Origin of the sequence: Citrobacter sp. BIDMC107 (assembly GCF_001037575.1) — a bacterium.
GTDB classification, from domain to species: domain Bacteria; phylum Pseudomonadota; class Gammaproteobacteria; order Enterobacterales; family Enterobacteriaceae; genus Citrobacter; species Citrobacter freundii.
Window position 1 is genome coordinate 2,462,114 of record NZ_KQ089848.1, and the last position, 25,901, is coordinate 2,488,014.

21 protein-coding genes, 1 tRNA gene and 2 rRNA genes (1 of these 24 cut by a window edge) are annotated in these 25,901 nt (G+C 51.4%); 13 read left to right on the forward strand and 11 right to left on the reverse strand.

Annotated features, from left to right (window positions below; translation table 11 throughout):
* From SK39_RS11425 to SK39_RS11435, 3 genes are all read right to left on the reverse strand, one after another.
* Positions 1-1,866: ribosomal RNA gene (locus tag SK39_RS11425) — 23S ribosomal RNA — on the reverse strand; it reaches 1,041 nt to the left of the window's first position.
* A gap of 212 nt (positions 1,867-2,078) precedes the next feature.
* Positions 2,079-2,154, reverse strand: a tRNA-Glu gene (locus tag SK39_RS11430).
* Between the two features lie 85 nt (positions 2,155-2,239).
* A 16S ribosomal RNA gene (locus SK39_RS11435) occupies positions 2,240-3,781 on the reverse strand.
* Together the 16S and 23S rRNA genes with 1 tRNA gene alongside form the textbook arrangement of a ribosomal RNA operon.
* Positions 3,782-4,259: 478 nt before the next feature.
* On the opposite strand from SK39_RS11435, the gene SK39_RS11445 reads away from it, so the two are divergent.
* A complete protein-coding gene (locus SK39_RS11445; RefSeq protein ID WP_003023753.1) occupies positions 4,260-4,964 on the forward strand; it encodes a FadR/GntR family transcriptional regulator in 705 nt (234 codons plus the stop codon).
* A gap of 1 nt (position 4,965) precedes the next feature.
* On the forward strand, positions 4,966-6,393 hold the full coding sequence (gene mdtD, locus SK39_RS11450; protein WP_044700499.1) for a multidrug transporter subunit MdtD: 1,428 nt from the start codon (positions 4,966-4,968) through the stop codon (positions 6,391-6,393).
* Here the strand turns inward: mdtD and rbsR are convergent.
* From rbsR to kup, 7 genes are all read right to left on the reverse strand, one after another.
* A complete protein-coding gene (rbsR, locus tag SK39_RS11455) occupies positions 6,359-7,351 on the reverse strand; it encodes a ribose operon transcriptional repressor RbsR (protein ID WP_003023757.1) in 993 nt (330 codons plus the stop codon). The genes mdtD and rbsR overlap by 35 nt on opposite strands.
* A gap of 3 nt (positions 7,352-7,354) precedes the next feature.
* Positions 7,355-8,284, reverse strand: coding sequence for a ribokinase (gene rbsK, locus SK39_RS11460; protein WP_003023758.1), 930 nt, complete (start codon positions 8,282-8,284; stop codon positions 7,355-7,357).
* Between the two features lie 141 nt (positions 8,285-8,425).
* Positions 8,426-9,316 carry a ribose ABC transporter substrate-binding protein RbsB gene (gene rbsB / locus SK39_RS11465; RefSeq protein WP_003023760.1) on the reverse strand — a complete coding sequence of 297 codons (891 nt, stop codon included), beginning with the start codon at positions 9,314-9,316 and terminating at the stop codon, positions 8,426-8,428.
* A gap of 24 nt (positions 9,317-9,340) precedes the next feature.
* Positions 9,341-10,306, reverse strand: a complete 966-nt coding sequence (gene rbsC, locus SK39_RS11470; protein WP_003023762.1) for a ribose ABC transporter permease — start codon at positions 10,304-10,306, stop codon at positions 9,341-9,343.
* Positions 10,307-10,311: 5 nt separating this feature from the next.
* Complete coding sequence (rbsA, locus tag SK39_RS11475) at positions 10,312-11,817, reverse strand: ribose ABC transporter ATP-binding protein RbsA (protein WP_003023764.1); 1,506 nt, start codon at positions 11,815-11,817, stop codon at positions 10,312-10,314.
* Between the two features lie 7 nt (positions 11,818-11,824).
* Entirely contained in the window at positions 11,825-12,244 is a 420-nt protein-coding gene (gene rbsD, locus SK39_RS11480) for a D-ribose pyranase (protein ID WP_003023766.1), read from the reverse strand.
* 192 nt (positions 12,245-12,436) lie between these two features.
* Complete coding sequence (kup, locus tag SK39_RS11485) at positions 12,437-14,305, reverse strand: low affinity potassium transporter Kup (RefSeq protein ID WP_003023768.1); 1,869 nt, start codon at positions 14,303-14,305, stop codon at positions 12,437-12,439.
* A gap of 329 nt (positions 14,306-14,634) precedes the next feature.
* Between kup and ravA the strand changes: the two genes are divergently transcribed.
* Entirely contained in the window at positions 14,635-16,131 is a 1,497-nt protein-coding gene (gene ravA / locus SK39_RS11490; RefSeq protein ID WP_048217015.1) for an ATPase RavA, read from the forward strand.
* Positions 16,125-17,576 (forward strand): ATPase RavA stimulator ViaA, encoded by a 1,452-nt coding sequence (viaA, locus tag SK39_RS11495; protein WP_003023773.1) that lies wholly within the window; start codon positions 16,125-16,127, stop codon positions 17,574-17,576. Before ravA ends, viaA begins: the two co-directional genes overlap by 7 nt.
* Before the next feature lie 3 nt (positions 17,577-17,579).
* Here viaA and asnA read toward each other — a convergent pair whose 3' ends face one another.
* Positions 17,580-18,572, reverse strand: a complete 993-nt coding sequence (gene asnA / locus SK39_RS11500) for an aspartate--ammonia ligase (RefSeq protein WP_003827009.1) — start codon at positions 18,570-18,572, stop codon at positions 17,580-17,582.
* 151 nt (positions 18,573-18,723) lie between these two features.
* Between asnA and asnC the strand changes: the two genes are divergently transcribed.
* The 9 genes from asnC to atpH all read left to right on the forward strand — a co-directional run bounded on the left by asnC (position 18,724) and on the right by atpH (position 25,889).
* Entirely contained in the window at positions 18,724-19,182 is a 459-nt protein-coding gene (asnC, locus tag SK39_RS11505; RefSeq protein WP_003023780.1) for a transcriptional regulator AsnC, read from the forward strand.
* An 88-nt stretch (positions 19,183-19,270) separates the two neighbouring features.
* Positions 19,271-19,720, forward strand: coding sequence for an FMN-binding protein MioC (mioC, locus tag SK39_RS11510; RefSeq protein WP_032937104.1), 450 nt, complete (start codon positions 19,271-19,273; stop codon positions 19,718-19,720).
* A gap of 372 nt (positions 19,721-20,092) precedes the next feature.
* Positions 20,093-21,982: a tRNA uridine-5-carboxymethylaminomethyl(34) synthesis enzyme MnmG gene (gene mnmG / locus SK39_RS11515; RefSeq protein WP_003023784.1), complete on the forward strand. Its 1,890-nt coding sequence runs from the start codon at positions 20,093-20,095 to the stop codon at positions 21,980-21,982.
* A gap of 101 nt (positions 21,983-22,083) precedes the next feature.
* The gene (rsmG, locus tag SK39_RS11520) at positions 22,084-22,707 is read left to right on the forward strand and encodes a 16S rRNA (guanine(527)-N(7))-methyltransferase RsmG (RefSeq protein ID WP_003023788.1); all 624 of its coding nucleotides are present in this window, start codon (positions 22,084-22,086) and stop codon (positions 22,705-22,707) included.
* A gap of 614 nt (positions 22,708-23,321) precedes the next feature.
* Positions 23,322-23,702, forward strand: coding sequence for a F0F1 ATP synthase subunit I (gene atpI, locus SK39_RS11525; RefSeq protein ID WP_003023790.1), 381 nt, complete (start codon positions 23,322-23,324; stop codon positions 23,700-23,702).
* A gap of 7 nt (positions 23,703-23,709) precedes the next feature.
* Positions 23,710-24,525 (forward strand): F0F1 ATP synthase subunit A, encoded by an 816-nt coding sequence (gene atpB / locus SK39_RS11530; protein ID WP_003023792.1) that lies wholly within the window; start codon positions 23,710-23,712, stop codon positions 24,523-24,525.
* A 46-nt stretch (positions 24,526-24,571) separates the two neighbouring features.
* Complete coding sequence (gene atpE / locus SK39_RS11535) at positions 24,572-24,811, forward strand: F0F1 ATP synthase subunit C (RefSeq protein WP_003023794.1); 240 nt, start codon at positions 24,572-24,574, stop codon at positions 24,809-24,811.
* 59 nt (positions 24,812-24,870) lie between these two features.
* Positions 24,871-25,341 carry a F0F1 ATP synthase subunit B gene (atpF, locus tag SK39_RS11540; protein ID WP_003023796.1) on the forward strand — a complete coding sequence of 157 codons (471 nt, stop codon included), beginning with the start codon at positions 24,871-24,873 and terminating at the stop codon, positions 25,339-25,341.
* Positions 25,342-25,355: 14 nt separating this feature from the next.
* Complete coding sequence (gene atpH / locus SK39_RS11545; RefSeq protein ID WP_003023799.1) at positions 25,356-25,889, forward strand: F0F1 ATP synthase subunit delta; 534 nt, start codon at positions 25,356-25,358, stop codon at positions 25,887-25,889.
* Positions 25,890-25,901 lie beyond the last annotated feature (12 nt).

Consider the following 25,901-nt stretch of genomic DNA (forward strand, 5'->3'; position numbering starts at 1 on the left):
AACCCCATCAATTAACCTTCCGGCACCGGGCAGGCGTCACACCGTATACGTCCACTTTCGTGTTTGCACAGTGCTGTGTTTTTAATAAACAGTTGCAGCCAGCTGGTATCTTCGACTGATTTCAGCTCCATGGGTAAACCACTTCACCTACATATCAGCGTGCCTTCTCCCGAAGTTACGGCACCATTTTGCCTAGTTCCTTCACCCGAGTTCTCTCAAGCGCCTTGGTATTCTCTACCTGACCACCTGTGTCGGTTTGGGGTACGATTTCGTGTTACCTGATGCTTAGAGGCTTTTCCTGGAAGCAGGGCATTTGTTACTTCAGCACCGTAGTGCCTCGTCATCACACCTCAGCGTTAAAAAGGTACCGGATTTACCTGGAACCTCCGCCTACATGCTTAAACCGGGACAACCGTCGCCCGGCTAACATAGCCTTCTCCGTCCCCCCTTCGCAGTAACACCAAGTACAGGAATATTAACCTGTTTCCCATCGACTACGCCTTTCGGCCTCGCCTTAGGGGTCGACTCACCCTGCCCCGATTAACGTTGGACAGGAACCCTTGGTCTTCCGGCGTGCGGGTTTTTCACCCGCATTATCGTTACTTATGTCAGCATTCGCACTTCTGATACCTCCAGCAACCCTCACAGGCCACCTTCAACGGCTTACAGAACGCTCCCCTACCCAACAACACATAGTGTCGCTGCCGCAGCTTCGGTGCATGGTTTAGCCCCGTTACATCTTCCGCGCAGGCCGACTCGACCAGTGAGCTATTACGCTTTCTTTAAATGATGGCTGCTTCTAAGCCAACATCCTGGCTGTCTGTGCCTTCCCACATCGTTTCCCACTTAACCATGACTTTGGGACCTTAGCTGGCGGTCTGGGTTGTTTCCCTCTTCACGACGGACGTTAGCACCCGCCGTGTGTCTCCCGTGATAACATTCTTCGGTATTCGCAGTTTGCATCGGGTTGGTAAGTCGGGATGACCCCCTAGCCGAAACAGTGCTCTACCCCCGAAGATGAATTCACGAGGCGCTACCTAAATAGCTTTCGGGGAGAACCAGCTATCTCCCGGTTTGATTGGCCTTTCACCCCCAGCCACAAGTCATCCGCTAATTTTTCAACATTAGTCGGTTCGGTCCTCCAGTTAGTGTTACCCAACCTTCAACCTGCCCATGGCTAGATCACCGGGTTTCGGGTCTATACCCTGCAACTTAACGCCCAGTTAAGACTCGGTTTCCCTTCGGCTCCCCTATACGGTTAACCTTGCTACAGAATATAAGTCGCTGACCCATTATACAAAAGGTACGCAGTCACCCCATAAAGAGGCTCCCACTGCTTGTACGTACACGGTTTCAGGTTCTTTTTCACTCCCCTCGCCGGGGTTCTTTTCGCCTTTCCCTCACGGTACTGGTTCACTATCGGTCAGTCAGGAGTATTTAGCCTTGGAGGATGGTCCCCCCATATTCAGACAGGATACCACGTGTCCCGCCCTACTCTTCGAGTTCACAACCTGTGCATTTTGGTGTACGGGACTATCACCCTGTACCGTCGGACTTTCCAGACCGTTCCACTAACACACAAGCTGATTCAGACTCTGGGCTGCTCCCCGTTCGCTCGCCGCTACTGGGGGAATCTCGGTTGATTTCTTTTCCTCGGGGTACTTAGATGTTTCAGTTCCCCCGGTTCGCTTCATTACGCTATGTATTCACGTAATGATAGTGTGTCGAAACACACTGGGTTTCCCCATTCGGAAATCGCCGGTTATAACGGTTCATATCACCTTACCGACGCTTATCGCAGATTAGCACGTCCTTCATCGCCTCTGACTGCCAGGGCATCCACCGTGTACGCTTAGTCGCTTAACCTCACAACCCGAAGATGTTTCACTTCTGATTGCGAAAATTTGAGAGACTCGAACACACCGCTTATCTGTTCTTATTTACGGAGAACAGACACAGTGTGTCGTTTCAATTTTCAGCTTGATCCAGATTTTTAAAGAGCAAATATCTCAAACGTCACCCGAAGGTAAGTTTTGAGATATTGAGGTCGGCGACTTTCACTCACACATACCAGCAAGTGGCGTCCCCTAGGGGATTCGAACCCCTGTTACCGCCGTGAAAGGGCGGTGTCCTGGGCCTCTAGACGAAGGGGACACTGAAGTCTCAATCGCAAGACGCCTTGCTATTTACTTTTCATCAGACAATCTGTGTGAGCACTACAAAGAACGTTTCTTTAAGGTAAGGAGGTGATCCAACCGCAGGTTCCCCTACGGTTACCTTGTTACGACTTCACCCCAGTCATGAATCACAAAGTGGTAAGCGCCCTCCCGAAGGTTAAGCTACCTACTTCTTTTGCAACCCACTCCCATGGTGTGACGGGCGGTGTGTACAAGGCCCGGGAACGTATTCACCGTGGCATTCTGATCCACGATTACTAGCGATTCCGACTTCATGGAGTCGAGTTGCAGACTCCAATCCGGACTACGACATACTTTATGAGGTCCGCTTGCTCTCGCGAGGTCGCTTCTCTTTGTATATGCCATTGTAGCACGTGTGTAGCCCTACTCGTAAGGGCCATGATGACTTGACGTCATCCCCACCTTCCTCCAGTTTATCACTGGCAGTCTCCTTTGAGTTCCCGGCCGGACCGCTGGCAACAAAGGATAAGGGTTGCGCTCGTTGCGGGACTTAACCCAACATTTCACAACACGAGCTGACGACAGCCATGCAGCACCTGTCTCAGAGTTCCCGAAGGCACCAAAGCATCTCTGCTAAGTTCTCTGGATGTCAAGAGTAGGTAAGGTTCTTCGCGTTGCATCGAATTAAACCACATGCTCCACCGCTTGTGCGGGCCCCCGTCAATTCATTTGAGTTTTAACCTTGCGGCCGTACTCCCCAGGCGGTCGACTTAACGCGTTAGCTCCGGAAGCCACGCCTCAAGGGCACAACCTCCAAGTCGACATCGTTTACGGCGTGGACTACCAGGGTATCTAATCCTGTTTGCTCCCCACGCTTTCGCACCTGAGCGTCAGTCTTTGTCCAGGGGGCCGCCTTCGCCACCGGTATTCCTCCAGATCTCTACGCATTTCACCGCTACACCTGGAATTCTACCCCCCTCTACAAGACTCTAGCCTGCCAGTTTCGGATGCAGTTCCCAGGTTGAGCCCGGGGATTTCACATCCGACTTGACAGACCGCCTGCGTGCGCTTTACGCCCAGTAATTCCGATTAACGCTTGCACCCTCCGTATTACCGCGGCTGCTGGCACGGAGTTAGCCGGTGCTTCTTCTGCGAGTAACGTCAATCGCTGCGGTTATTAACCACAACGCCTTCCTCCTCGCTGAAAGTACTTTACAACCCGAAGGCCTTCTTCATACACGCGGCATGGCTGCATCAGGCTTGCGCCCATTGTGCAATATTCCCCACTGCTGCCTCCCGTAGGAGTCTGGACCGTGTCTCAGTTCCAGTGTGGCTGGTCATCCTCTCAGACCAGCTAGGGATCGTCGCCTAGGTGAGCCGTTACCCCACCTACTAGCTAATCCCATCTGGGCACATCCGATGGCAAGAGGCCCGAAGGTCCCCCTCTTTGGTCTTGCGACGTTATGCGGTATTAGCTACCGTTTCCAGTAGTTATCCCCCTCCATCGGGCAGTTTCCCAGACATTACTCACCCGTCCGCCACTCGTCACCCAAGGAGCAAGCTCCTCTGTGCTACCGTTCGACTTGCATGTGTTAGGCCTGCCGCCAGCGTTCAATCTGAGCCATGATCAAACTCTTCAATTTAAGTTTGATGCTCATGAATTAAACTTCGTAATGAATTACGTATGTTCACTCAGAGACTTGGTATTCATTTTTCGTCTTGCGACGTTAAGAATCCGTATCTTCGAGTGCCCACACAGATTGTCTGATAAATTGTTAAAGAGCAGTGCCGCTTCGCTTTTTCTCAGCGGCGCGGGGTGTGCATATTACGCCATCCCGCTGCGAAGTCAAGCATTTAATTTCGCTTTCTTCGCCGGAGTTCTCAGTGGAACCCCGCTGACCCGGCGGCTTATAATCCGTTGTTCCGTGTCAGTGGAGGCGCATTATAGGGAGTTATTTCAGGCTGACAAGGGGAAATTTAAAATAACTTTCTGAGTGCGTGTTTTTTCACCAAAACAACCATTAACATGCCATAAAATAAGCAAATTGCCGTTTTTGCAGCCGCAATCACACTTCCAGGTGGCATACTAATGAATAAGAAAAAGAGTAAGGAAGAACATTCATGCCGTTAAATGCCCAACAGCTAGCCGCACAGAAAAACTTGTCCTACGTTCTGGCCGAAAAGCTGGCTCAGCGAATATTAAAAGGTGAATACGCGCCGGGCGCTATATTGCCTGGCGAAATAGAGCTGGGCGATCAGTTTGGTGTGAGTCGCACCGCGGTAAGAGAGGCGGTAAAAACGTTAACGGCAAAAGGTATGGTATTACCACGCCCACGTATCGGCACACGCGTCATGCCGCAAGCAAACTGGAACTTCCTCGACCAGGAGCTGCTCACCTGGTGGATGACGGAAGATAATTTCCCGCAGGTCATTAAACATTTTCTGGTGATGCGTATCAGCCTGGAGCCTCAGGCGTGTTTACTGGCGGCGACCATTGGTACGGCTGAACAGAAAGCGCACCTCAACACGCTGATGGAAGAGATGGTCGAGCTGAAAAGAAACTTCAGACGCGAACGCTGGATTGAGGTTGATATCGCCTGGCATGAACACATCTATGAAATGAGTGCGAATCCGTTCCTTATTTCCTTTGCATCTCTGTTCCATTCGGTTTACCAGACCTACTTTACCTCTATTACCTATAACGATGTGGTGAAACTGGATTTGCACCAGGCCATTGTCGATGCAATAGATGATAACGATGGCGATCGCGCCTTTGCTGCTTGTCAGGCATTGCTGATAGCACCGAACGTGCTACCGGATAAATAATATGTCAGAAAAGAAATCACGTAGTATGGCCGGGCTACCGTGGATAGCAGCCATGGCCTTTTTTATGCAGGCACTAGACGCCACTATCCTCAATACCGCCCTACCCGCAATAGCACATAGTCTTAACCGCTCTCCGCTCGCCATGCAGTCGGCCATTATCAGCTATACCCTGACGGTCGCGATGCTGATCCCGGTAAGTGGTTGGTTGGCAGACCGATTTGGTACCCGACGCGTCTTTATGATTGCTGTTAGCCTGTTTACGTTGGGATCGCTGGCCTGTGCGCTGTCCAGCTCCCTAAGCGAGCTGGTGATTTTCCGTGTCATTCAGGGGATCGGTGGCGCCATGATGATGCCCGTTGCCCGTCTGGCGTTATTGCGTGCCTACCCTCGTAGTGAACTGCTTCCCGTGCTTAACTTCGTCACCATGCCTGGACTTGTGGGGCCGATTTTAGGTCCGGTATTGGGCGGTGTACTGGTTACATGGGCCAGTTGGCACTGGATCTTCCTGATTAATATTCCAATTGGCATTGCCGGTATCTTCTACGCTCGCAAATATATGCCGAACTTCACCACCCCACGCCGCGGTTTTGATATGACCGGTTTCTTTCTGTTTGGTTTGAGCCTGGTGTTGTTTTCCAGCGGCGTTGAATTGTTCGGCGAGAAGCTTGTCGCTACCTGGGTCGCACTCGGTATTATTCTTGTCAGTGTGTTGTTACTACTCGCCTATATTCGCCATGCTCGTCGTCACCCAACGCCACTTATATCTCTTCCGATATTTAAGACACGAACCTTTTCTGTTGGGATCGCCGGCAACCTCGCCACTCGCCTGGGCACAGGCTGCGTGCCCTTCTTAATGCCGCTGATGTTGCAGGTAGGCTTTGGATATCCGGCTCTGATAGCCGGTTGTATGATGGCGCCAACGGCGTTGGGTTCAATTCTGGCAAAATCCATGGTGACGCAGGTTCTGCGCAAACTCGGCTACAGGACCACATTGGTGGGTGTTACGGTTTTTATCGGCCTGATGATTGCGCAGTTCGCTTTGCAATCTCCTGCCATGCCGGTCTGGATGCTGATCCTGCCGCTGTTCATTTTAGGTATGGCGATGTCCACCCAGTTTACCTCAATGAATACTATCACTCTGGCGGATCTGACCGATGAAAACGCCAGCAGCGGCAACAGCGTATTGGCCGTTACTCAGCAGTTATCAATCAGTTTAGGGGTTGCCATCAGCGCCGCTGTTCTGCGTATCTATGAAGGTATGGAAGGAACCAATACGGTCGAGCAGTTCCACTACACCTTTATGACGATGGGCGCTATCACGGTAATATCCGCGCTGATGTTCATGCTGCTAAAAGCCAAAGATGGGCGTAACCTGATCAAAGATCGGCACAAACCTAAACCGACCCCCGCTCCATCAAAACAGGAGTAAGCTGCAAACGCTGTTGTTGTAATGCGGGCTGGGCCATCCGATGGATTAATACATCGATGGCCAGTTCGCCCAATTCATCTTTTGGTTGATGTATGGTCGTCAGCGGAGGCGTCATATAGCGCGCCAGCTCGATATCATCATAACCCACCACCGCCATATCCTGCGGAATGCGCAATCCCGACTGGTACAGAGCCTGATACGCGCCAACCGCCATTGCATCATTGCCGGTAAAAACGGCCTGCGGTCGCTGTTTATGCGACAGCAACGTTTGCATAGCTTCAAAGCCGCCACCAAACTCAAAGTCACCGGTAATCTCGTAGCCTTCCGGGACAGGCAAGCCCGCCCGCTTCATTGCCGCCCGATATCCTTCCAGACGCAAACGCGCCGGGGTTTTATCCAGCGGCCCGGTGATGCAGGCAATGCGCGTAAAACCTTTTTCGATAAGATGTTGCGTGGCTAAATCCCCGCCCAGCAGGGAGTTATCCTGAATCAGATCGCTTTCACCATCAAAGGGCGACCAGTCCATCATCACGGTCGGTATAGAAGGATAACGCTGCATTATCTCTCTGGAAGGCTGATGTGTTTCCGTGCAGAGCAGCAGCAAGCCATCCACGCGTTTTTGCATTAGCGTTTCCAGATTACGGTTCATGCGCTGTTCATCGCCTTCGGTATTGCACAGCACCAGGCTGTAGCCGCGCTCAAAACAGCTACGTTCAACGCCGCGCACCAGCTCAGAATAGAAGGGATTGGTACTGGCAGTGATTAACATGCCAATTGTGCGGGTCTGGTTTAACTTGAGGCTACGCGCCAGCGCGGAGGGAGCGTAGTTAAGCGCTTTAATCGCAGCTTCAACTTTGTCAGTGACAGACTCACTGACAAAGCGATCTTTATTAATGACGTGAGAAACCGTCGACGTGGAAACACCCGCCAGGCGGGCGACGTCCTTCATTGTAGCCAAGCGTTACCTCTGTTGACTTAAAAACGCTTCTATTTCTTCGCGCCACGGAACGGAAGGCTGTGCGCCTTTACGGGTAACCGCAATCGCCGCAGCGGCATGCGCAAAACGGATCGCTTCAGGCAGTGGAGTCTCTTCCAGTAACGCTGTAATTAACGCGCCATTAAAGGTGTCTCCGGCGGCAATAGTATCAACGGCTTCCACTTTAAAACCGGGTACTCGCTGACCTTCGCCATTCACGCTGGCCCACACACCGCGACTCCCTAAGGTAATCAGTACAGTATGGATTCCTTTAGCATGCAATGCCTGCGCCGCTTTGGCCGCGTCTTCATCATTTTCAACCCGGATCCCCGTCAGCTTTTCAGCCTCGGTTTCATTCGGGGTAATAATATCTACCAGCGCCAACAGCTCGTCAGAAAGTTCACGTGCCGGAGCCGGGTTTAGGGCGACCATGGTCTTATTTTGATGTGCAATCTTTGCCGCAGCCAGAACGCTTTCGATCGGCGACTCTAGCTGCATCAGTAAAGCGGACGCCTGCGCAATACGCTCATGCTGTGCTTCCACCAGCGCTGGCGAAAGCGCTGCGTTAGCTCCAGCATGAATGCCGATAACGTTCTCACCTTCACCATTCACAAAAATCAACGCAACACCGGTCGATTCCCCCGAAATTACGCTAATCGGCGCAATATCAATGTTGTCTTTGGCTAACTGTTTACGCACACTTTCGCCAATATCATCATCGCCCGTACAGGCAATGAATGCGATATTCGCGCCACTACGACCCGCAGCAACAGCCTGATTCGCGCCTTTACCGCCAAATGCGACCTGATAATGACTACCGGTTACGGTTTCACCAGGTGTCGGGAAAGAGTTAAGGTTAAGGATGTGATCGGCATTGATACTGCCAAGAACAACGAGGTTGCCTGCGGTTTTCATATTTGGTGTTCCAAGTCAAAGTGCGCCACCGGGTTAGGGTGGCGCGTGCCCTGCTTTTCTTTTTACGCTTTCATCCCCAAAACCAGATACGGGGATGGCGTATTTATGTCTCCATCAGGCCGCGAGCGACCTGAATCGGTATTACTGCTTGATGACCAGCTTCAGGTCAACCGGATATTTAGCCTGAACCTTCTCGCCTTTCAGGACTTTATCCGCAGTCTCAACGCCTTTCGCGCCGATCTGATCCGGCAACTGAGCAATGGTCGCAGCCAGTTTGCCATCATTTACTGCTTTTTCGCCATCTGGAGTGCCGTCAAATCCAACCACCATCACATCAGATTTACCCGCGGTTTGCAGTGCGCGCAGCGCACCCAGCGCCATTTCATCGTTCTGAGCAAATACGGCCTGCACATCAGGATGCGCGGTCAGCAGGTTCTGCATGACGTTCAAACCTTTAGTGCGGTCGAAGTCTGCCGGCTGGCTGGCCAGTACGTTAAATTTGTGTGCCGCAACGGCCTGCTGGAAACCTTCGCCACGCTCACGCGCCGCTGAAGTTCCGGCAATCCCCTGCAGTTCGATAACTTTCGCGCCTTCACCTGCTTTCTTCGCGATGTAATCACCCGCAATTTTGCCGCCCAACACGTTATCAGACGCAATGTGGCTTACCACTTCGCCTTTGGAGGCAACACGGTCAAGGGTAATAACCGGAATTTTTGCCTGGTTAGCCATCTTCACAGCATTACCAACGGCATCAGAGTCGGTTGGGTTGATCAGCAGAATTTTAGTTCCACGAACCGTTAAGTCCTGAACGTTAGCCAGCTCTTTCGCCGGGTTGTTCTGCGAGTCCAGAATCACCAGGTTATAACCCAGCTTATCCGCCTCTTTTTGCGCCCCATCCTTCAGAGAAACAAAGAACGGGTTATTGAGGGTGGAGACCACCAGCGCAATAGTATCTTTAGCCATCGCATTCGCGCTCACGGTGGCGCTCAGCGCAACAGCAGAAACCAGGGTAGCCAGTTTTTTCATATTCATATTTAAGATGTCCTGTAATCGTTGTTACTGCTTTTTGTTGTCTACCAGTACCGCCAGCAAAATCACCACCGCTTTGACGATCATCTGGTAATAGGAGGATACACCTAACAAATTCAACCCATTATTGAGGAAACCAAGAATCAATGCGCCGATCAGCGTCCCAACAATTCGTCCTTTACCACCCGCCAGGCTAGTACCGCCTAATACTACCGCTGCGATAGCATCCAGCTCATAGCCAGTGCCTGCCGTTGGTTGCGCAGAGGAGAGGCGTGCTACTTCAATGATGCCCGCCAGCGATGCCAGCAGACCGCACAGTGAGTAAACGATAATTTTGATTTTACTGACGCTGATACCGGACAGACGCGTTGCCGCTTCGTTACCGCCCAGCGCGTAGATATAACGCCCCAGACGCGTGTGGTGCAGCATGTACCACGCCGCGAGGAAGACAATCCCCATGATCCACACCGGCGTAGGGACGCCTAACGGACGACCAATCCCGAACCAGCCAAACAGATCGGCATTGTCAGTAAACCCGGTGTTTACCGGACTGCCGTTGGTGTAGACCATGGTCACACCGCGCAGCAGCAGCATCATAACCAGAGTCGCGATAAACGCCTGCACGCGACCTTTCGCGACAATCACCCCGGTTACCGCGCCAATGGCAGCGCCGAGCGCCAGGGCCGCAGCAACAGCCACCAGCGCATTGACTTCAATCCCTACAATCGAAGCCGCAACCGCACCGGTAAGCGCCAGCAAGGAACCGACGGACAGATCGATACCCGACGTCAGGATAACCAGCGTCATGCCAACCGCCATGATGGCGTTCACCGACGTTTGCTGAAGAATGTTGAACAGGTTATTAACGGTAAAAAAGTTAGGGCTCATGGTGGAAACAATCGCGATCAGCACTAACAGAGCGATGAGCGACTTTTGCTCCAGAAGCCATGCTTTAGTGAAATAACGGCGACCAGAAACAGCCTGGGTAGTCATCTTTTTTACTCCTGATTCACGCGATTAAGCTTGCCCACAGCGGCAGCCATTAATACTTCCTGAGTGGCCTGCTCGCGAGTGAATTCACCGCCGAGATGCCCTTCATGCATAACGATAATTCGATCGCTCATGCCCAATACTTCTGGCATCTCAGAAGAGACCAGAATGATACTCAGCCCATCAGCCTTAAACTGGTTGATAAGCTGATAGATTTCTTTTTTCGCCCCAACGTCAACGCCGCGCGTTGGTTCATCAAGGATCAGCACTTTTGGCCGGGTCATCAGACCGCGCGCAATCGCCACTTTCTGCTGGTTACCGCCGGAAAGAAGGCCGATAGCCTGTTCCATCGATGGCGTTTTAACATTGAACAGGCGAATAAAATCACCCACCGCCTGCTGCTCATCTTTATGTTTAAGGCTTCCGCCTGCACGGCTGAAATAGCGCAGCGCGGTCAGTGACATATTCTCTTTCACCGACATGCCGAGCACTAAACCATCGCGTTTACGGTCTTCAGAAATATAGACGATGCCGTTAGCCAGTCCATCCTGCGGCGAACGGGTAACCACTTCATGGCCATCAAGCGTGACGTAGCCGCTGGTACGCGGCAATGCGCCGTACAACACTTTCATCAGCTCGGTACGCCCAGCCCCCATCAGCCCCGATACGCCAAGGATCTCACCTTTACGCAGCGTGAATGACACATCATTTACGCCAGGACCGCACAGATTATCGACCTTCAGGCGAATATCACCCGGCGCTTTTTCCAGGCGCGGGTACTGATCTTCCAACTTACGTCCCACCATCATTTCAATCAGCGAGTCTTCGGTAAGCGATGCGACTTCACGCTCGGCAATAAACTGCCCATCGCGGAAGACGGTTACGTCGTCGCAAATCTCGAAGATCTCTTTCATGCGGTGAGAAATATAGACAATGCCGCGACCCTGGGATTTCAGTTCGCGGATGACGCGGAACAGGGATTCTGTTTCGGTGTCGGTGAGGGCATCCGTCGGTTCATCCATAATGATGACCTTCGATTCAAAGCTCAGCACTTTGGCAATTTCGACCATCTGCTGATCGCCAATCGACAGCTCACCGACCAGCCTGTCGCTTTTAAAGCGCAGATTGAGTTTGGCGAGCAGCAGATCGGCTTCGGCGTACATCTTCTTCCAGTCAATTTTGCCAAAGCGATTCACAAACTCACGACCGAGAAAAATGTTTTCAGCGATAGTGAGTTGCGGGATCAGGTTCAGCTCCTGGTGGATGATACCGATTCCGGCTTCCTGGGAGGATTTCGGGCCGTTAAAGGTGGTCTCTTTCCCCAGCCACAATAAGGAACCGGCATCACGGGTGTAGATTCCGGTCAGCACCTTCATCATGGTGGATTTACCCGCGCCGTTTTCGCCCACCAGCGCCATTACGCGGCCTGGGTATACATTCAGCGCGGCGCCGGATAGCGCTTTTACGCCCGGGAACGCTTTATCGATCCCTTTGAGTTGCAGTAATGCGTTCATGATGGCCTCAGAACGTGACGCCAGCACAGAGAATAATATTCGCATACGGAGAACACTCTCCGCTGCGAATTACCGCCTGACTGTCTGCGGTTTGTTTTTTGAATTGTTCATGCGTGGTGTAACGAATTTCTATGGTGTTTCCCTGGTGTTGTTGCAGTTGCTCAATGTGGCTGAGCAACGTTTCGTGGAGTTGCGGATTATGTTGTTTAATTTCCGACGCGAGAATGGCTGCCTCGACCTGCATTTCACGTGTGACCACATCCAGTACCTGCATAAAAGAAGGTACGCCCTGGGTTAATGCCATATCGATACGCGTTGTGCTGTTCGGGATGGGTAAACCTGCATCACACACCACCAGCGTATCGGTATGCCCCAGACGGGAGATCACCGATGAAATTTCAGAGTTGAGTACCGTGCCTTTCTTCATTTTCTTTCCCCACTAGCGAAACGTTTCGCTGGAGATAAGTGTAGTGCGAAGAGTGGACAGAAAACCACCGCGACGTTACAAAAATGTGATCGCTATCGAAACGTTTCGCAAGGATTATCATTAGATGAAATGAAAACTGGGAGGGGCAAAACAAAACGCCTCCTTTCACGATGAAAGAGGGCGTTGATGAGATTAAATCTCGACCTGAGTACCGAGCTCAATAACCCGGTTCGGTGGGATTTCAAACTGGTCCGGCGCACGCAGCGCATTGCGCTGTAACAGCAGATACAGCTTACCGCGCAGACGCAAGTACCATGGTCGTTTGCCGACAATCAGCGACTCGTGCGACATGAAGAAGGAGGTTTCCATCATCCGGCAGCTTAAGCCTTCCAGACCGCAGCGATGGAACACTTCCTCCACGTTCGGCGTTTCTCGCCAACCGTAACTGGCAACCACGCGCCAGAAGGTGGGCGATAACTGCTCAATCTGCACCCTACGCACGTTGTGAACATAGGGCGCATCTTCCGTGCGCAGCGTCAGCAGAATAACGCGCTCATGCAGCACCTTGTTATGTTTGAGGTTATGCAGAAGCGCAAACGGGATGACGTTCAGTGCGCGGGACATATATACAGCCGTTCCCGGCACGCGTACCGGTGGCGATTTCTCCAGAGAAGCAATCATCGCCTCCAGAGAGTTACCGTGCTCATGCATGCGACGCAGCAGACGGAAGCGTTCACTTTTCCAGGTGGTCATGATGGTGAACATCACCAGACCCAGCGTCAGAGGCAGCCAACCGCCGGAAATCAGTTTATCGAGGTTCGCGGAGAACAGCGGAACATCGACGCACAAGAATGCCACCAGGATCAGGAAGACGAAGTATTTATTCCAGTGCCAATTTTTGCGCGCCACGGTGGTCGACAAAATAGAGGTCAGCACCATCGTCCCCGTCACCGCAATCCCGTACGCCGCGGCCAGATTACTGGAGTGTTCAAAACTCACAATCACGATAACCACCGCAAAATAGAGCATCCAGTTAACGAAAGGAATGTAGATCTGGCCCGACTCCATTTCCGAGGTATGGATAATGCGCATTGGCGATAAATATCCCAAACGCACGGCCTGACGCGTCAGCGAGAAGACACCGGAGATAACCGCCTGCGAAGCGATTACCGTCGCCAGCGCAGCGAGGATCAGTAGCGGGATCAACGCCCAGTCTGGCGCCAACAGGAAGAACGGGTTTTTGATCGCTTCAGGATGCTTTAACAATAGCGCCCCCTGACCAAAATAGTTCAGTACCAGTGAAGGCAACACCACAGAGAACCATGCCAGGCGAATCGGCAACTTACCGAAGTGGCCCATATCCGCATACAGCGCTTCAACACCGGTAATCGACAACACCACCGCACCCAGCGCAATAAAAGACAACGTTTTGAATTCGAGGAAGAAATGCACCGCCCAATACGGATTTAGCGCCTGCAGTACTTCCGGATTGCCAATAATACTGCGTACGCCTAAAACCGCCAGCGTCAGGAACCACAGCAGCATAATCGGCGCAAACAGCTTACCGACCATGCCGGTACCGTGTTTTTGAATCAAAAACAACAGGGTCAGTACGATTATCGAGAGCGGAACAATCCAGGTATCCAGTTGCGGGGCAATAATCTCCAGACCTTCAATCGCAGACATCACCGAAATGGCTGGCGTAATCACCACTTCACCATAGAAGAAGCTGCCGCCTATCAATCCCATAATGACCAGCATGGAGGTTGTTCGCGCCGAGGTATTGCGCCCGGCCAATGACATCAGCGTCAGGATCCCGCCTTCTCCGGCGTTATCTGCGCGCATGACAAACGTCAGGTATTTAATGGAGACAACAAAGATCAGCAGCCAGAAAATCAGCGAGAGAAAACCAAATACGGCATCACGTTCAACGCCAAAACCAAACTGGCCGGACAAACATTCACGAAGCGTATAAAGTGGGCTGGTACCAATATCACCGTAGACAACCCCAATGGCTGCAAGGGTAATCGCAGACAATGATTGTTTATTATCAGTGCTCATAGACTCGTCTTTCGTTTATACACATCATCTTTCAAGCCACTCCGTGTGGGCTGCATTCGTTATTCCCCCCATCCCAGGAGAAAACTCCATTGCCGCCTTGGTGCAGCTTGATTGATTTGGTGTATATATAAGAAATGTGTGCGTCGTCCCTTGGCCCACAAAAAGGCGCACAGTATGCACGATTAATCACAAAATCGTACCCCTAAATGAGACCAGATTAATCTGGCTCAAAGAAAAATAAGCGCACCTTCAGTCTATTACTGCAATGGTGTGAAGCATCTATACTCGCAGTTTATGCAGTACATTTGGCGAAAGGACGCCACTTCATTATGGCTCACCCACATTTATTAGCGGAAAGAATTTCCCGTCTGAGCAATGCGCTGGAAAAGGGACTTTTTGAACGTAGCCACGCCATTCGTCTGTGTCTGCTGGCAGCACTCAGCGGCGAGAGCGTTTTCTTATTAGGGCCCCCGGGGATCGCAAAGAGCTTAATTGCCCGCCGACTGAAGTTTGCCTTCCAAAATGCACGCGCTTTTGAATACCTGATGACGCGCTTCTCTACGCCGGAAGAAGTTTTCGGCCCGCTGTCCATTCAGGCCCTTAAAGACGAAGGTCGCTATGAACGCTTAACGGCGGGCTATCTTCCTGAAGCTGAAATCGTTTTTCTCGATGAAATCTGGAAAGCAGGCCCGGCAATTCTTAACACCCTGCTGACCGCCATTAACGAACGTCACTTTCGCAACGGCGCGTATGAAGAAAAAATTCCGATGCGTCTGCTGGTGGCCGCTTCCAACGAACTGCCTGAAGCCGACAGCAGCCTGGAAGCGCTGTACGACCGTATGCTGATTCGTCTGTGGCTGGATAAAGTTCAGGACAAGGCCAATTTCCGCTCCATGCTGCTAAGTCAGCAGGATGAAAGCGACAACCCGGTCCCCGCATCATTGCAGGTGACGGATGAAGAGTATCACCAGTGGCAAAAAGACATTGGCGCCATCAAGCTTCCCGATCGCGTGTTTGAGCTTATTTTCACCCTACGCCAGCAGTTGGACACGCTACCGAATGCCCCCTACGTGTCCGATCGTCGCTGGAAAAAAGCGATCCGCTTACTCCAGGCCAGCGCTTTCTTTAGCGGACGTGATGCGGTAGTACCTATCGACCTGATCCTGCTGAAAGATTGTCTGTGGTACGACGCGCAAAGCCTGAATCTGATGCAACAGCAGCTTGAAATATTGATGACCGGACACGCCTGGCAGCAGCAAGCCATGCTGACGCGCCTGGGCAGTATTGTGCAGCGCCGCATTCAACTCCAGCAGCAACAAAGCGACAAAACGGCGTTCACGGTAATCCGTCAGGGTGGCATGTTCAGTCGTCGTCCTCATTATGATTTACCACCGGAAGCTACGTCCTCAGTCGTGACATTACTGCTACAAAAGCCATTAAAGCTGCATGATATGGAAGTTATCCATATTGCTTTCGAACGCAGTGCGCTGGAACTGTGGCTAACAAAAGGCGGTGAAATCCGCGGAAAATTAAACGGGATCGGCTTTGCCCAAACGCTGAATATGGAAGTCGATAGTGCACAGCATCTGGTTGTGCGCGATGTCAGTTTACAGGGTTCTCGCCTGGCGATGCCGGGGGCTTCGCAAGAGAGTATGCCCGCAGAGATAAAACAGGAGCTTGAAGCGCTCGATAACGAGTGGCATCAGCAGCACAGCGCATTCAGCGAACAGCAAAAATGCCTGTTTATTCATAGCGACTGGTTAGGCCGCATTGAGGCCAGCCTGCAGGATGTCGGGGCGCAAATCCGCCAGGCGCAACAATGCTGACCCTTGATACACTCAACATAATGCTGGCAGTCAGCGAAGAGGCGATGATCGAAGAGATGATCGTCGCCCTGTTGGCTTCCCCAAAGATGGTGGTATTTTTTAAAAAATTTCCTCGCCTTAAAAAAGCGATCACTGACGATATTCCCCGCTGGCGCGAATCTTTGCGTAGCCGCCTCAAAGATACCCATGTGCCGCCGGAGTTGGCAGAAGAAGTCATTTGTTATCAACAAAGCCAGCTCCTCTCTCATGCACAGTTTATCGTTCAACTACCGCAAATATTATCGCTATTGCACCGACTCCATTCGCCCTGGGCTGGGCAAGCGCAGCAACTGGTCAATGACAACAGCACCTTTACGCCCGCCCTACATACGCTTTTTCTCCAGCGCTGGCGCCTGAGCCTGGTGGTGCAAACCACAACGCTGAATCAGCAACTGCTGGAAGAAGAGCGCGAGCATTTGCTCAGTGAAGTACAGGAACGGATGACCCTTAGCGGACAACTGGAACCCGTTCTGGCGGAAAATGATAACGCTGCAGGCCGGTTGTGGGATATGAGCGCGGGCCAAATCAAGCGCGGTGATTATCAGTTGATGGTGAAATACGGCGAATTTCTGACGCAACAACCCGAACTCCAGCGGCTGGCCGAGCAGTTAGGTCGTTCCAGAGAGGCGAAATCCGTGCCGCGTAAAGATGCGCCAATGGAAACCTTCCGTACCCTGGTGCGCGAACCGGCAACCGTCCCGGAGCAGGTGGATGGCATCCAGCAAAGTGACGATATCCTGCGCCTGCTACCGCCAGAACTGGCCACGTTGGGCATAACCGAACTGGAATATGAGTTCTACCGACGGCTGGTGGAAAAGCAACTGCTGACCTACCGCCTGCACGGCGAAGCATGGCGTGAGAAGGTAACAGAACGTCCGGTGGTGCATCAGGATTTTGACGAGCAGCCGCGCGGACCTTTTATCGTCTGCGTTGATACATCAGGATCGATGGGCGGGTTTAATGAGCAGTGTGCGAAAGCCTTTTGCCTGGCGCTAATGCGCGTCGCCCTTGCCGATAACCGGCGCTGTTTCATTATGCTGTTTTCAACAGAAGTGGTGCGCTATGAGCTTTCCGGTCCGGAGGGCATCGAACAGGCGATCCGCTTTTTAAGTCAGCGCTTTCGTGGCGGTACTGATATTGCCAGTTGTTTTCGCGCCATTATTGAACGCATGCAGGGTCGGGAATGGTTTGATGCCGATGCGGTGGTTATCTCAGATTTTATCGCTCAGCGATTGCCCGATGAAGTCGTCAGCAAAGTGGGGGAATTACAGCGGGTGCACCAGCACCGTTTTCATGCGGTAGCGATGTCAGCACATGGCAAACCCGGCATCATGCGCATTTTCGATCATATCTGGCGCTTTGATACCGGGATGCGAAGCCGCCTGCTCAGACGCTGGCGGCGTTAATTGTTACAGCAGAGAAGCGACGCTTTCACGTACCTGGGCCGGCCATACGCCACACTGAACCTGGCCAATGTGCGGTAATTGCAGCAACAGCATGGTCAGACGCGACTGCCCAATCCCCCCACCAATCGTCTGCGGCATTTCACCACGCAGCAGCGCCTGGTGCCATTCCAGACTCAGGCGATCTTCATCACCGGTCAAAGACAGCTGGTGTTTCAGAGCGTCAGCATCCACACGGATCCCCATAGAAGACAGCTCAAACGCATCTTCCAGAACCGGGTTCCAGACCAGAATATCACCGTTCAGACCGGCATGACCCAGCTCAGACGCTGAACTCCAGTCATCATAATCCGGCGCGCGTACATCATGACGGTGACCGTCACTGAGTTTACCGCCGATCCCCACCAGGAATACCGCGCCCAGCTCTTTAGCGATCGCACGTTCACGACCTTTTGCGTCAAGATCCGGATAACGAGATAACAGCTCCTGGCTATGAACAAAGTGGATCTGCTCTGGCAGGAACGGTGCCAGACCAAACTCTTTGCTAACCGCAGCTTCGGTGGCCTTAATTCCCGCCCAGATAGCCTCTACCGTGCTTTTCAGAGTTGAGAATTGACGCTCACCGTCGCCCATCACGCGCTCCCAGTCCCACTGGTCAACGTACACTGAGTGCAGCGGGGAGAGGCGATCTTCATCGGGACGCAGGGCTTTCATATGCGTGTACAGCCCCTCGCCTGCGCTAAAGTCGTGTTGTCCTAACGTTTGACGCTTCCACTTCGCCAGTGAATGAACCACTTCGAATTGAGCGTCTGGCAATGCTTTAACCTTCACCTGCACCGCTTTTTCACAGCCCGACAAGTTATCCTGCGTACCATCTCCAACGCGGCTGAGGATCGGAGCCTGAACTTCGATCAGACCTAAACGCTCTTCCAGCTGGCGAGAAAAATGAGATTTTACGAAGCTAATTTGACGTTGTTTGGCAATGTAAGCGGTTTTCATTATGTGTACTCCTGTGTCCTGTTGCCTATGATTAAGCAACAGAATGGAGGTAATATTCAATAATCAACAAACAAAAAGCCGACTTTGATTTTGATTCGTTAAAATTAACGTCTAAAATAGAGGGAATCATTAATCTACATAAGAAAAACCTATGGAAAATTATCAGATCGACAATCTGGACCGCGGCATTCTTGATGCCCTGATGGAAAATGCCCGTACAGCCTACGCAGAATTAGCCAAACAGTTCGGCGTCAGCCCAGGAACAATTCACGTTCGCGTAGAAAAGATGAAGCAGGCCGGGATTATTACTGGCGCGCGGATTGATGTTAGTCCCAAACAATTGGGCTACGACGTCGGCTGCTTTATCGGCATCATTCTGAAAAGTGCGAAAGACTATCCGTCAGCACTTGCAAGACTGGAAAGCCTCGATGAAGTGACCGAAGCGTATTACACCACCGGGCACTACAGCATCTTTATTAAGGTAATGTGCAAATCGATCGACGCGTTGCAGCAGGTACTTATCAACAAGATCCAAACAATTGACGAAATTCAGTCCACTGAAACCCTGATCGTCTTGCAGAACCCGATTATGCGTACCATCAAGCCATGATCGGTTTTTTTAATCCCCTATTTTTCCACAGGTAGATCCCAGCTCGCACACAGCGTACAATACGCCCTCTTTATAAAGGTGGGCGATCATGGCAGACATCACTCTTATCAGCGGTAGTACGCTTGGCAGTGCGGAATATGTAGCAGAGCATCTGGCTGAAAAGCTGGACGACGCCGGTTTTTCCAGCGAAATACTGCATGGGCCAATGCTTGAAGAGGTTCCGACTGACGGGATCTGGCTGATTATCAGCTCCACACACGGAGCAGGAGACATTCCTGACAACCTGCAGCCTTTATATGATGCCTTACGCGAGCAGAAACCGGACCTGTCACAAGTGCACTTTGGTGCAATCGGGATCGGCAGTCGTGAATATGACACCTTTTGCGGCGCAATCGACAAGCTGGAAGCCGAATTGAAGGCCTGTGGGGCAAAACAGATCGGCGAAACGCTCAGGATCAACGTACTGGAACATGAAATTCCGGAAGATCCGGCTGAAATTTGGCTGGGATCGTGGCATCCGTTGCTCAGAGATTTGTAAAGATCGTACTTTTTTATGTGGATAACTCTGGTTAAAAGCTTGGATCAACCGGTAGTTATCCCAAGAACAACCGTTGTTCAGTTTTTGAGTTGTGTATAACCCTTCATTCTGATCCCAGCTTATACGGACCAGGATCACCGATCATTCACAGCTAATGATCCTCAGCAACCTATTGATCTTACTTAAAGGATCGCCCTTATCCACAGAAAGGTGCGATCCTAATAAGAGATCACAATAAAACAGATCTCTAAATAAAAAGATCTTCTTTTTAATACCCAGGATCCCAGGTCTTTCTCCATCGACTAAAGTTGAGTAGAATCCACGGCCCGGGCTTCAATCCATTTTCACACCGCGTTATGCGAGGCAATCACCATGTTTTATCAGGATCCTTTTGACGTCATCATCATTGGCGGGGGTCATGCAGGCACCGAGGCCGCAATGGCCGCGGCGCGAATGGGTCAACAGACTCTGCTTTTGACACACAATATCGACACTCTGGGACAGATGAGCTGCAACCCGGCGATCGGCGGTATTGGGAAGGGACACCTGGTAAAAGAAGTGGATGCGCTTGGTGGGTTGATGGCAAAAGCGATCGACCATGCGGGTATCCAGTTTAGGATACTAAACGCCAGCAAAGGGCCTGCCGTTCGTGCTACTCGCGCTCAGGCCGATCGTGTGCTCTATCGCCAGGCAGTACGTACCGCGCTGGAGAATCAACCTAACCTGATGATCTTCCAACAGGCGGTTGAAGATCTGATTGTTGAAAACGATCGTGTCGTGGGCGCGGTAACCCAAATGGGACTGAAGTTCCGTGCCAAAGCGGTCGTGTTAACCGTGGGGACTTTCCTCGACGGCAAAATTCATATTGGTCTGGACAACTACAGCGGCGGCCGCGCTGGCGATCCGCCGTCTATTCCGCTGTCACGTCGTCTGCGTGAACTGCCGCTGCGCGTCAGTCGCCTGAAAACCGGTACACCGCCGCGAATCGATGCGCGCACGATTGATTTCAGCGTGCTCGGCCAGCAAAACAGCGATAACCCGATGCCGGTCTTCTCATTCCTGGGCGATGCTTCTCAACATCCGCGCCAGATGCCGTGTTACATCACGCATACCAATGAAAAAACCCATGATGTGATCCGTAATAACCTCGATCGTAGCCCGATGTACGCAGGCGTGATCGAAGGTATCGGCCCACGGTATTGCCCGTCGATCGAAGACAAAGTGATGCGCTTTGCCGATCGTAACCAACATCAGATCTTCCTCGAACCGGAAGGACTGACGTCTAACGAAATTTACCCGAATGGCATCTCCACCAGCCTGCCGTTCGATGTGCAGATGCAAATTGTCCGTTCCATGCAGGGGATGGAAAATGCCAGAATCGTCCGTCCTGGCTACGCGATTGAGTATGATTTCTTCGATCCGCGCGACCTGAAACCTACTCTGGAAAGCAAATTCATCCAGGGTCTGTTCTTTGCTGGTCAGATCAACGGTACGACCGGTTATGAAGAAGCTGCCGCGCAAGGGATGCTGGCTGGTCTGAACGCCGCACGCTTATCTGCTGACAAAGACGGCTGGGCGCCGCGCCGCGATCAGGCTTATCTTGGTGTGCTGGTGGACGATCTGTGTACGCTGGGCACCAAAGAACCGTACCGCATGTTCACCTCACGCGCGGAATACCGTTTGATGCTGCGCGAAGATAACGCCGACCTGCGTCTGACCGAAATTGGCCGTGAGCTGGGACTGGTGGACGATGAGCGTTGGGCTCGCTTCAACGAGAAGCTGGAGCGTATTGAACAAGAACGCCAGCGTCTCAAATCAACCTGGGTGAATCCGTTAGCGGAGTCCGCTGCAGAAGTGAATGCTCACCTGGCGACACCTCTGTCACGTGAAGCGAGCGGTGAAGATCTGCTGCGTCGCCCGGATATGACCTATGCTCAGTTGACCTCTTTATCTGCGTTTGCACCTGCGCTTGATGATGCTCAGGCCGCAGAACAGGTTGAAATTCAGGTGAAATACGAAGGATATATCGCCCGTCAGCAGGAAGAGATCGAGAGACAACAGCGTAATGAGAACACCCTGTTGCCTGCAACGCTGGATTATCGTCAGGTCTCCGGCTTGTCGAATGAGGTCATTGCCAAACTGAACGATCACAAACCGGTATCGATCGGTCAGGCATCGCGTATTTCCGGCGTAACACCTGCCGCCATCTCCATTCTGCTGGTATGGCTGAAAAAACAAGGTATGCTGCGTCGCAGCGCTTGATATCACTTTTTGGCGGGAGCGCTTCGTTTGCCCGCCCTACAAATTTGTCGGCCCGATAAGCGACAGCGCGTCGGGCAATAGATTATTTACAGGTAACGACCGTGCTCAACAAACTCTCTCGTCTGCTGGCTGATGCCGGTATTTCTCTTACCGATCACCAGAAAAATCAGCTGATTGCGTATGTCGATATGCTGCATAAATGGAACAAAGCGTACAACCTGACGTCGGTGCGTGATCCCAACGAAATGCTGGTGCGCCATATTCTGGACAGCATTGTCGTCGCGCCGTACCTGAAGGGCGAGCGTTTTATCGATGTCGGCACTGGTCCGGGCCTACCGGGAATCCCTCTCTCCATCGTACGTCCTGAAGCGCATTTCACACTGCTGGATAGCCTGGGAAAACGCGTTCGTTTCTTGCGCCAGGTGCAGCATGAGCTTGCGCTTACTAACATCACTCCAGTGCAAAGTCGCGTTGAAGAATTCCCTTCGGAGCCGCCGTTTGATGGGGTGATTAGCCGTGCTTTCGCGTCACTCAATGATATGGTGAGCTGGTGCCATCATTTGCCTGGTCAGGAAGGGCGTTTTTATGCGCTAAAAGGGCAGTTGCCTGAAGATGAAATTGCCTCGTTGCCTGCAGAATTCAGCGTCGAGTCGGTCGAAAAATTACGCGTTCCGCAACTGGATGGTGAACGTCATCTGGTGGTTATTAAGCCAAACAAAATTTAATTTTTATCAAAAAAAATAGAAAAAAAACGGTTCTTCGGGTGTTAAAAGTCATAAGGAATAGTGTGGTTAAATGTCGTTACATTTCACTAATGCCTTACGGTTTTGCATCATAACTATAACGTACCGTTTTTTGTTAAAAGTGAAACAAGTCAGCTGTGAAAATATCAGCCTGCTAAAAATAGAATCAAAGAATCACCGCTCGTGTTAATTTTTTATTATAAATGTCAATGGGTGGTTTTTTTGTTGTTATTCGCTATTTTTAAAACAGTAACGAATTTTAGGCTTAAATATCAAAAAGTTGAAATGGCATCATTTGCCAAGTAAATAAATAGTGCCGGGGCGAATATGCTTAATATGTGATCTGGTGCACGCTTTGCAGCCAGTGTTTACGCGGCTTTTGCAGTTTTGCATGATCGTTCACAGTTTGCATAAAAGTGATAAATGTGGCGTAGCGAAAAATATTTAAACATTTATTCACTTTTTAGCTACTTATTGTTTGAAATCGAGAAGGCGCACCGTATAATTTGACCGCTTTTTGATGCTTGACTCTAAGCCATAAAGAACGTTTTATACGACACGCGGCATACCTCGAAGGGAGCAGGAGTAAAAACGTGATGTCTATGTCGCTCTTGAGTCGAAACGTTGCTCGTAAGCTTTTGCTCACACAGTTTCTGGCGGTAATAGCAAGTGGACTGCTATTTAGCCTCAAAGACCCTTTCTGGGGCATCTCCGCATTGTGCGGTGGATTGGCAGTGTTACTGCCTAATGTGTTGTTTATGATATTTGCCTGGCGTCACCAGGCACATACACCAGCTAAAGGCCGAGTAGCCTGGACGTTCGCTTTCGGCGAAGCCTTCAAGGTATTAGCTATGCTGGTGTTGTTGGTGGTGGCGTTGGCTGTTTTGAAAGCGGTATTCATGCCGCTGATCGTTACGTGGGTTTTGGTGCTGGTGGTTCAGATACTGGCGCCGGCTGTAATTAACAACAAAGGGTAAAGGCATCATGGCTTCAGAAAATATGACGCCGCAGGATTACATAGGACACCATCTGAATAACCTTCAGTTGGACCTACGTACATTCTCGCTGGTGGATCCGCACAACCCCCCAGCCACCTTCTGGACGCTCAATATTGACTCCATTTTCTTCTCGGTGGTTCTGGGTCTGTTGTTCCTGCTTATGTTCCGTAGCGTAGCCAAAAAGGCGACCAGCGGCGTACCAGGTAAATTTCAGACTGCGATTGAGCTGGTAATCGGCTTTGTGCATGGTAGCGTGAAAGACATGTACCATGGCAAAAGCAAGCTGATTGCTCCGCTGGCCCTGACGATTTTCGTCTGGGTATTCCTGATGAACTTGATGGATTTGCTGCCTATCGACCTGCTGCCGTACATCGGTGAGCATATCTTCGGCCTACCGGCTCTGCGTGTGGTTCCGTCTGCTGACGTGAACATCACCCTGTCGATGGCGCTGGGCGTATTTATCCTCATTCTGTTCTACAGCATCAAAATGAAAGGCATCGGTGGCTTCGCGAAAGAGTTGACGCTGCAGCCGTTCAATCACTGGGCGTTCATCCCTGTCAACTTAATCCTTGAAGGGGTAAGCCTGCTGTCCAAACCAATCTCACTTGGTCTGCGACTGTTCGGTAACATGTACGCTGGTGAGCTGATTTTCATTCTGATTGCTGGTCTGTTGCCGTGGTGGTCACAGTGGATCCTGAATGTGCCGTGGGCCATTTTCCACATACTGATTATCACGCTGCAAGCCTTCATATTTATGGTTCTGACGATTGTCTATCTGTCGATGGCATCTGAAGAGCATTAATTTACCAACACTACTACGTTTTAACTGAAACAAACTGGAGACTGTCATGGAAAACCTGAATATGGATCTGCTGTACATTGCTGCCGCTGTGATGATGGGTCTGGCGGCAATCGGTGCTGCGATCGGTATCGGCATCCTCGGGGGTAAATTCCTGGAAGGCGCAGCGCGTCAACCGGATCTGATTCCTCTGCTGCGTACTCAGTTCTTTATCGTTATGGGTCTGGTGGATGCAATCCCAATGATCGCTGTAGGTCTGGGTCTGTACGTGATGTTTGCTGTCGCGTAGTAAGCGTTGCTTGAATTAAGAGCAATATCAGAACGTTAACTAGATAGAGGCATTGTGCTGTGAATCTTAACGCAACAATCCTCGGCCAGGCCATCGCGTTTGTCCTGTTCGTTCTGTTCTGCATGAAGTACGTATGGCCGCCTTTAATGGCTGCCATCGAAAAACGTCAAAAAGAAATTGCTGACGGCCTTGCTTCTGCAGAACGAGCACATAAGGATCTTGACCTTGCAAAGGCCAGCGCGACCGACCAGCTGAAAAAAGCGAAGGCGGAAGCTCAGGTAATCATCGAGCAGGCGAACAAACGCCGTGCTCAGATCCTGGACGAAGCTAAAACTGAAGCAGAGCAGGAACGTACTAAAATCGTGGCACAGGCGCAGGCGGAAATTGAAGCCGAGCGTAAACGTGCTCGCGAAGAGCTGCGTAAGCAAGTTGCTATCCTGGCTGTTGCTGGCGCCGAGAAGATCATCGAACGTTCCGTGGATGAAGCTGCTAATAGCGACATCGTGGACAAACTTGTCGCTGAACTGTAAGGAGGGAGGGGCTGATGTCTGAATTTGTTACGGTAGCTCGCCCCTACGCCAAAGCAGCTTTTGACTTTGCCGTTGAGCACCAAAGCGTTGACCGTTGGCAGGATATGCTGATGTTTGCCGCTGAGGTGACAAAAAACGAACAAATGGCAGAGCTTCTCTCTGGCGCGCTGGCGCCGGAAACGCTCGCTGAGTCGTTTATCGCCGTATGCGGTGAGCAACTGGACGAAAGCGGTCAAAACCTGATTCGGGTAATGGCTGAAAATAACCGTCTGAATGCGCTCCCGGATGTTCTTGAGCAGTTTATTCACCTGCGTGCAGCCAGTGAGGCTATCTCTGAGGTAGAAGTTACTTCTGCCAATGCACTGAGTGATGAACAGCTTAAGAAGATTAGCGCAGCGATGGAAAAACGTCTGTCACGCAAAGTTAAGCTGAATTGCAAAATCGATAAGTCTGTAATGGCAGGCGTAATCATCCGAGCGGGTGATATGGTCATTGATGGCAGCGTACGCGGCCGTCTTGAACGCCTTGCAGACGTCTTGCAGTCTTAAGGGGACTGGAGC

Bases quoted from the DNA above. Each gene is read 5' to 3' on its own strand.
- SK39_RS11445 (WP_003023753.1), top strand. From the start codon at position 4,260: ATGCCGTTAAATGCCCAACAGCTAGCCGCACAGAAAAACTTGTCCTAC.
- mdtD (WP_044700499.1), top strand. From the start codon at position 4,966: ATGTCAGAAAAGAAATCACGTAGTATGGCCGGGCTACCGTGGATAGCA.
- rbsK (WP_003023758.1), bottom strand. From the start codon at position 8,284: ATGAAAACCGCAGGCAACCTCGTTGTTCTTGGCAGTATCAATGCCGAT.
- rbsB (WP_003023760.1), bottom strand. From the start codon at position 9,316: ATGAATATGAAAAAACTGGCTACCCTGGTTTCTGCTGTTGCGCTGAGC.
- rbsC (WP_003023762.1), bottom strand. From the start codon at position 10,306: ATGACTACCCAGGCTGTTTCTGGTCGCCGTTATTTCACTAAAGCATGG.
- rbsA (WP_003023764.1), bottom strand. From the start codon at position 11,817: ATGAACGCATTACTGCAACTCAAAGGGATCGATAAAGCGTTCCCGGGC.
- rbsD (WP_003023766.1), bottom strand. From the start codon at position 12,244: ATGAAGAAAGGCACGGTACTCAACTCTGAAATTTCATCGGTGATCTCC.
- kup (WP_003023768.1), bottom strand. From the start codon at position 14,305: ATGAGCACTGATAATAAACAATCATTGTCTGCGATTACCCTTGCAGCC.
- ravA (WP_048217015.1), top strand. From the start codon at position 14,635: ATGGCTCACCCACATTTATTAGCGGAAAGAATTTCCCGTCTGAGCAAT.
- viaA (WP_003023773.1), top strand. From the start codon at position 16,125: ATGCTGACCCTTGATACACTCAACATAATGCTGGCAGTCAGCGAAGAG.
- asnA (WP_003827009.1), bottom strand. From the start codon at position 18,572: ATGAAAACCGCTTACATTGCCAAACAACGTCAAATTAGCTTCGTAAAA.
- asnC (WP_003023780.1), top strand. From the start codon at position 18,724: ATGGAAAATTATCAGATCGACAATCTGGACCGCGGCATTCTTGATGCC.
- mioC (WP_032937104.1), top strand. From the start codon at position 19,271: ATGGCAGACATCACTCTTATCAGCGGTAGTACGCTTGGCAGTGCGGAA.
- mnmG (WP_003023784.1), top strand. From the start codon at position 20,093: ATGTTTTATCAGGATCCTTTTGACGTCATCATCATTGGCGGGGGTCAT.
- atpI (WP_003023790.1), top strand. From the start codon at position 23,322: ATGTCTATGTCGCTCTTGAGTCGAAACGTTGCTCGTAAGCTTTTGCTC.
- atpB (WP_003023792.1), top strand. From the start codon at position 23,710: ATGGCTTCAGAAAATATGACGCCGCAGGATTACATAGGACACCATCTG.
- atpE (WP_003023794.1), top strand. From the start codon at position 24,572: ATGGAAAACCTGAATATGGATCTGCTGTACATTGCTGCCGCTGTGATG.
- atpH (WP_003023799.1), top strand. From the start codon at position 25,356: ATGTCTGAATTTGTTACGGTAGCTCGCCCCTACGCCAAAGCAGCTTTT.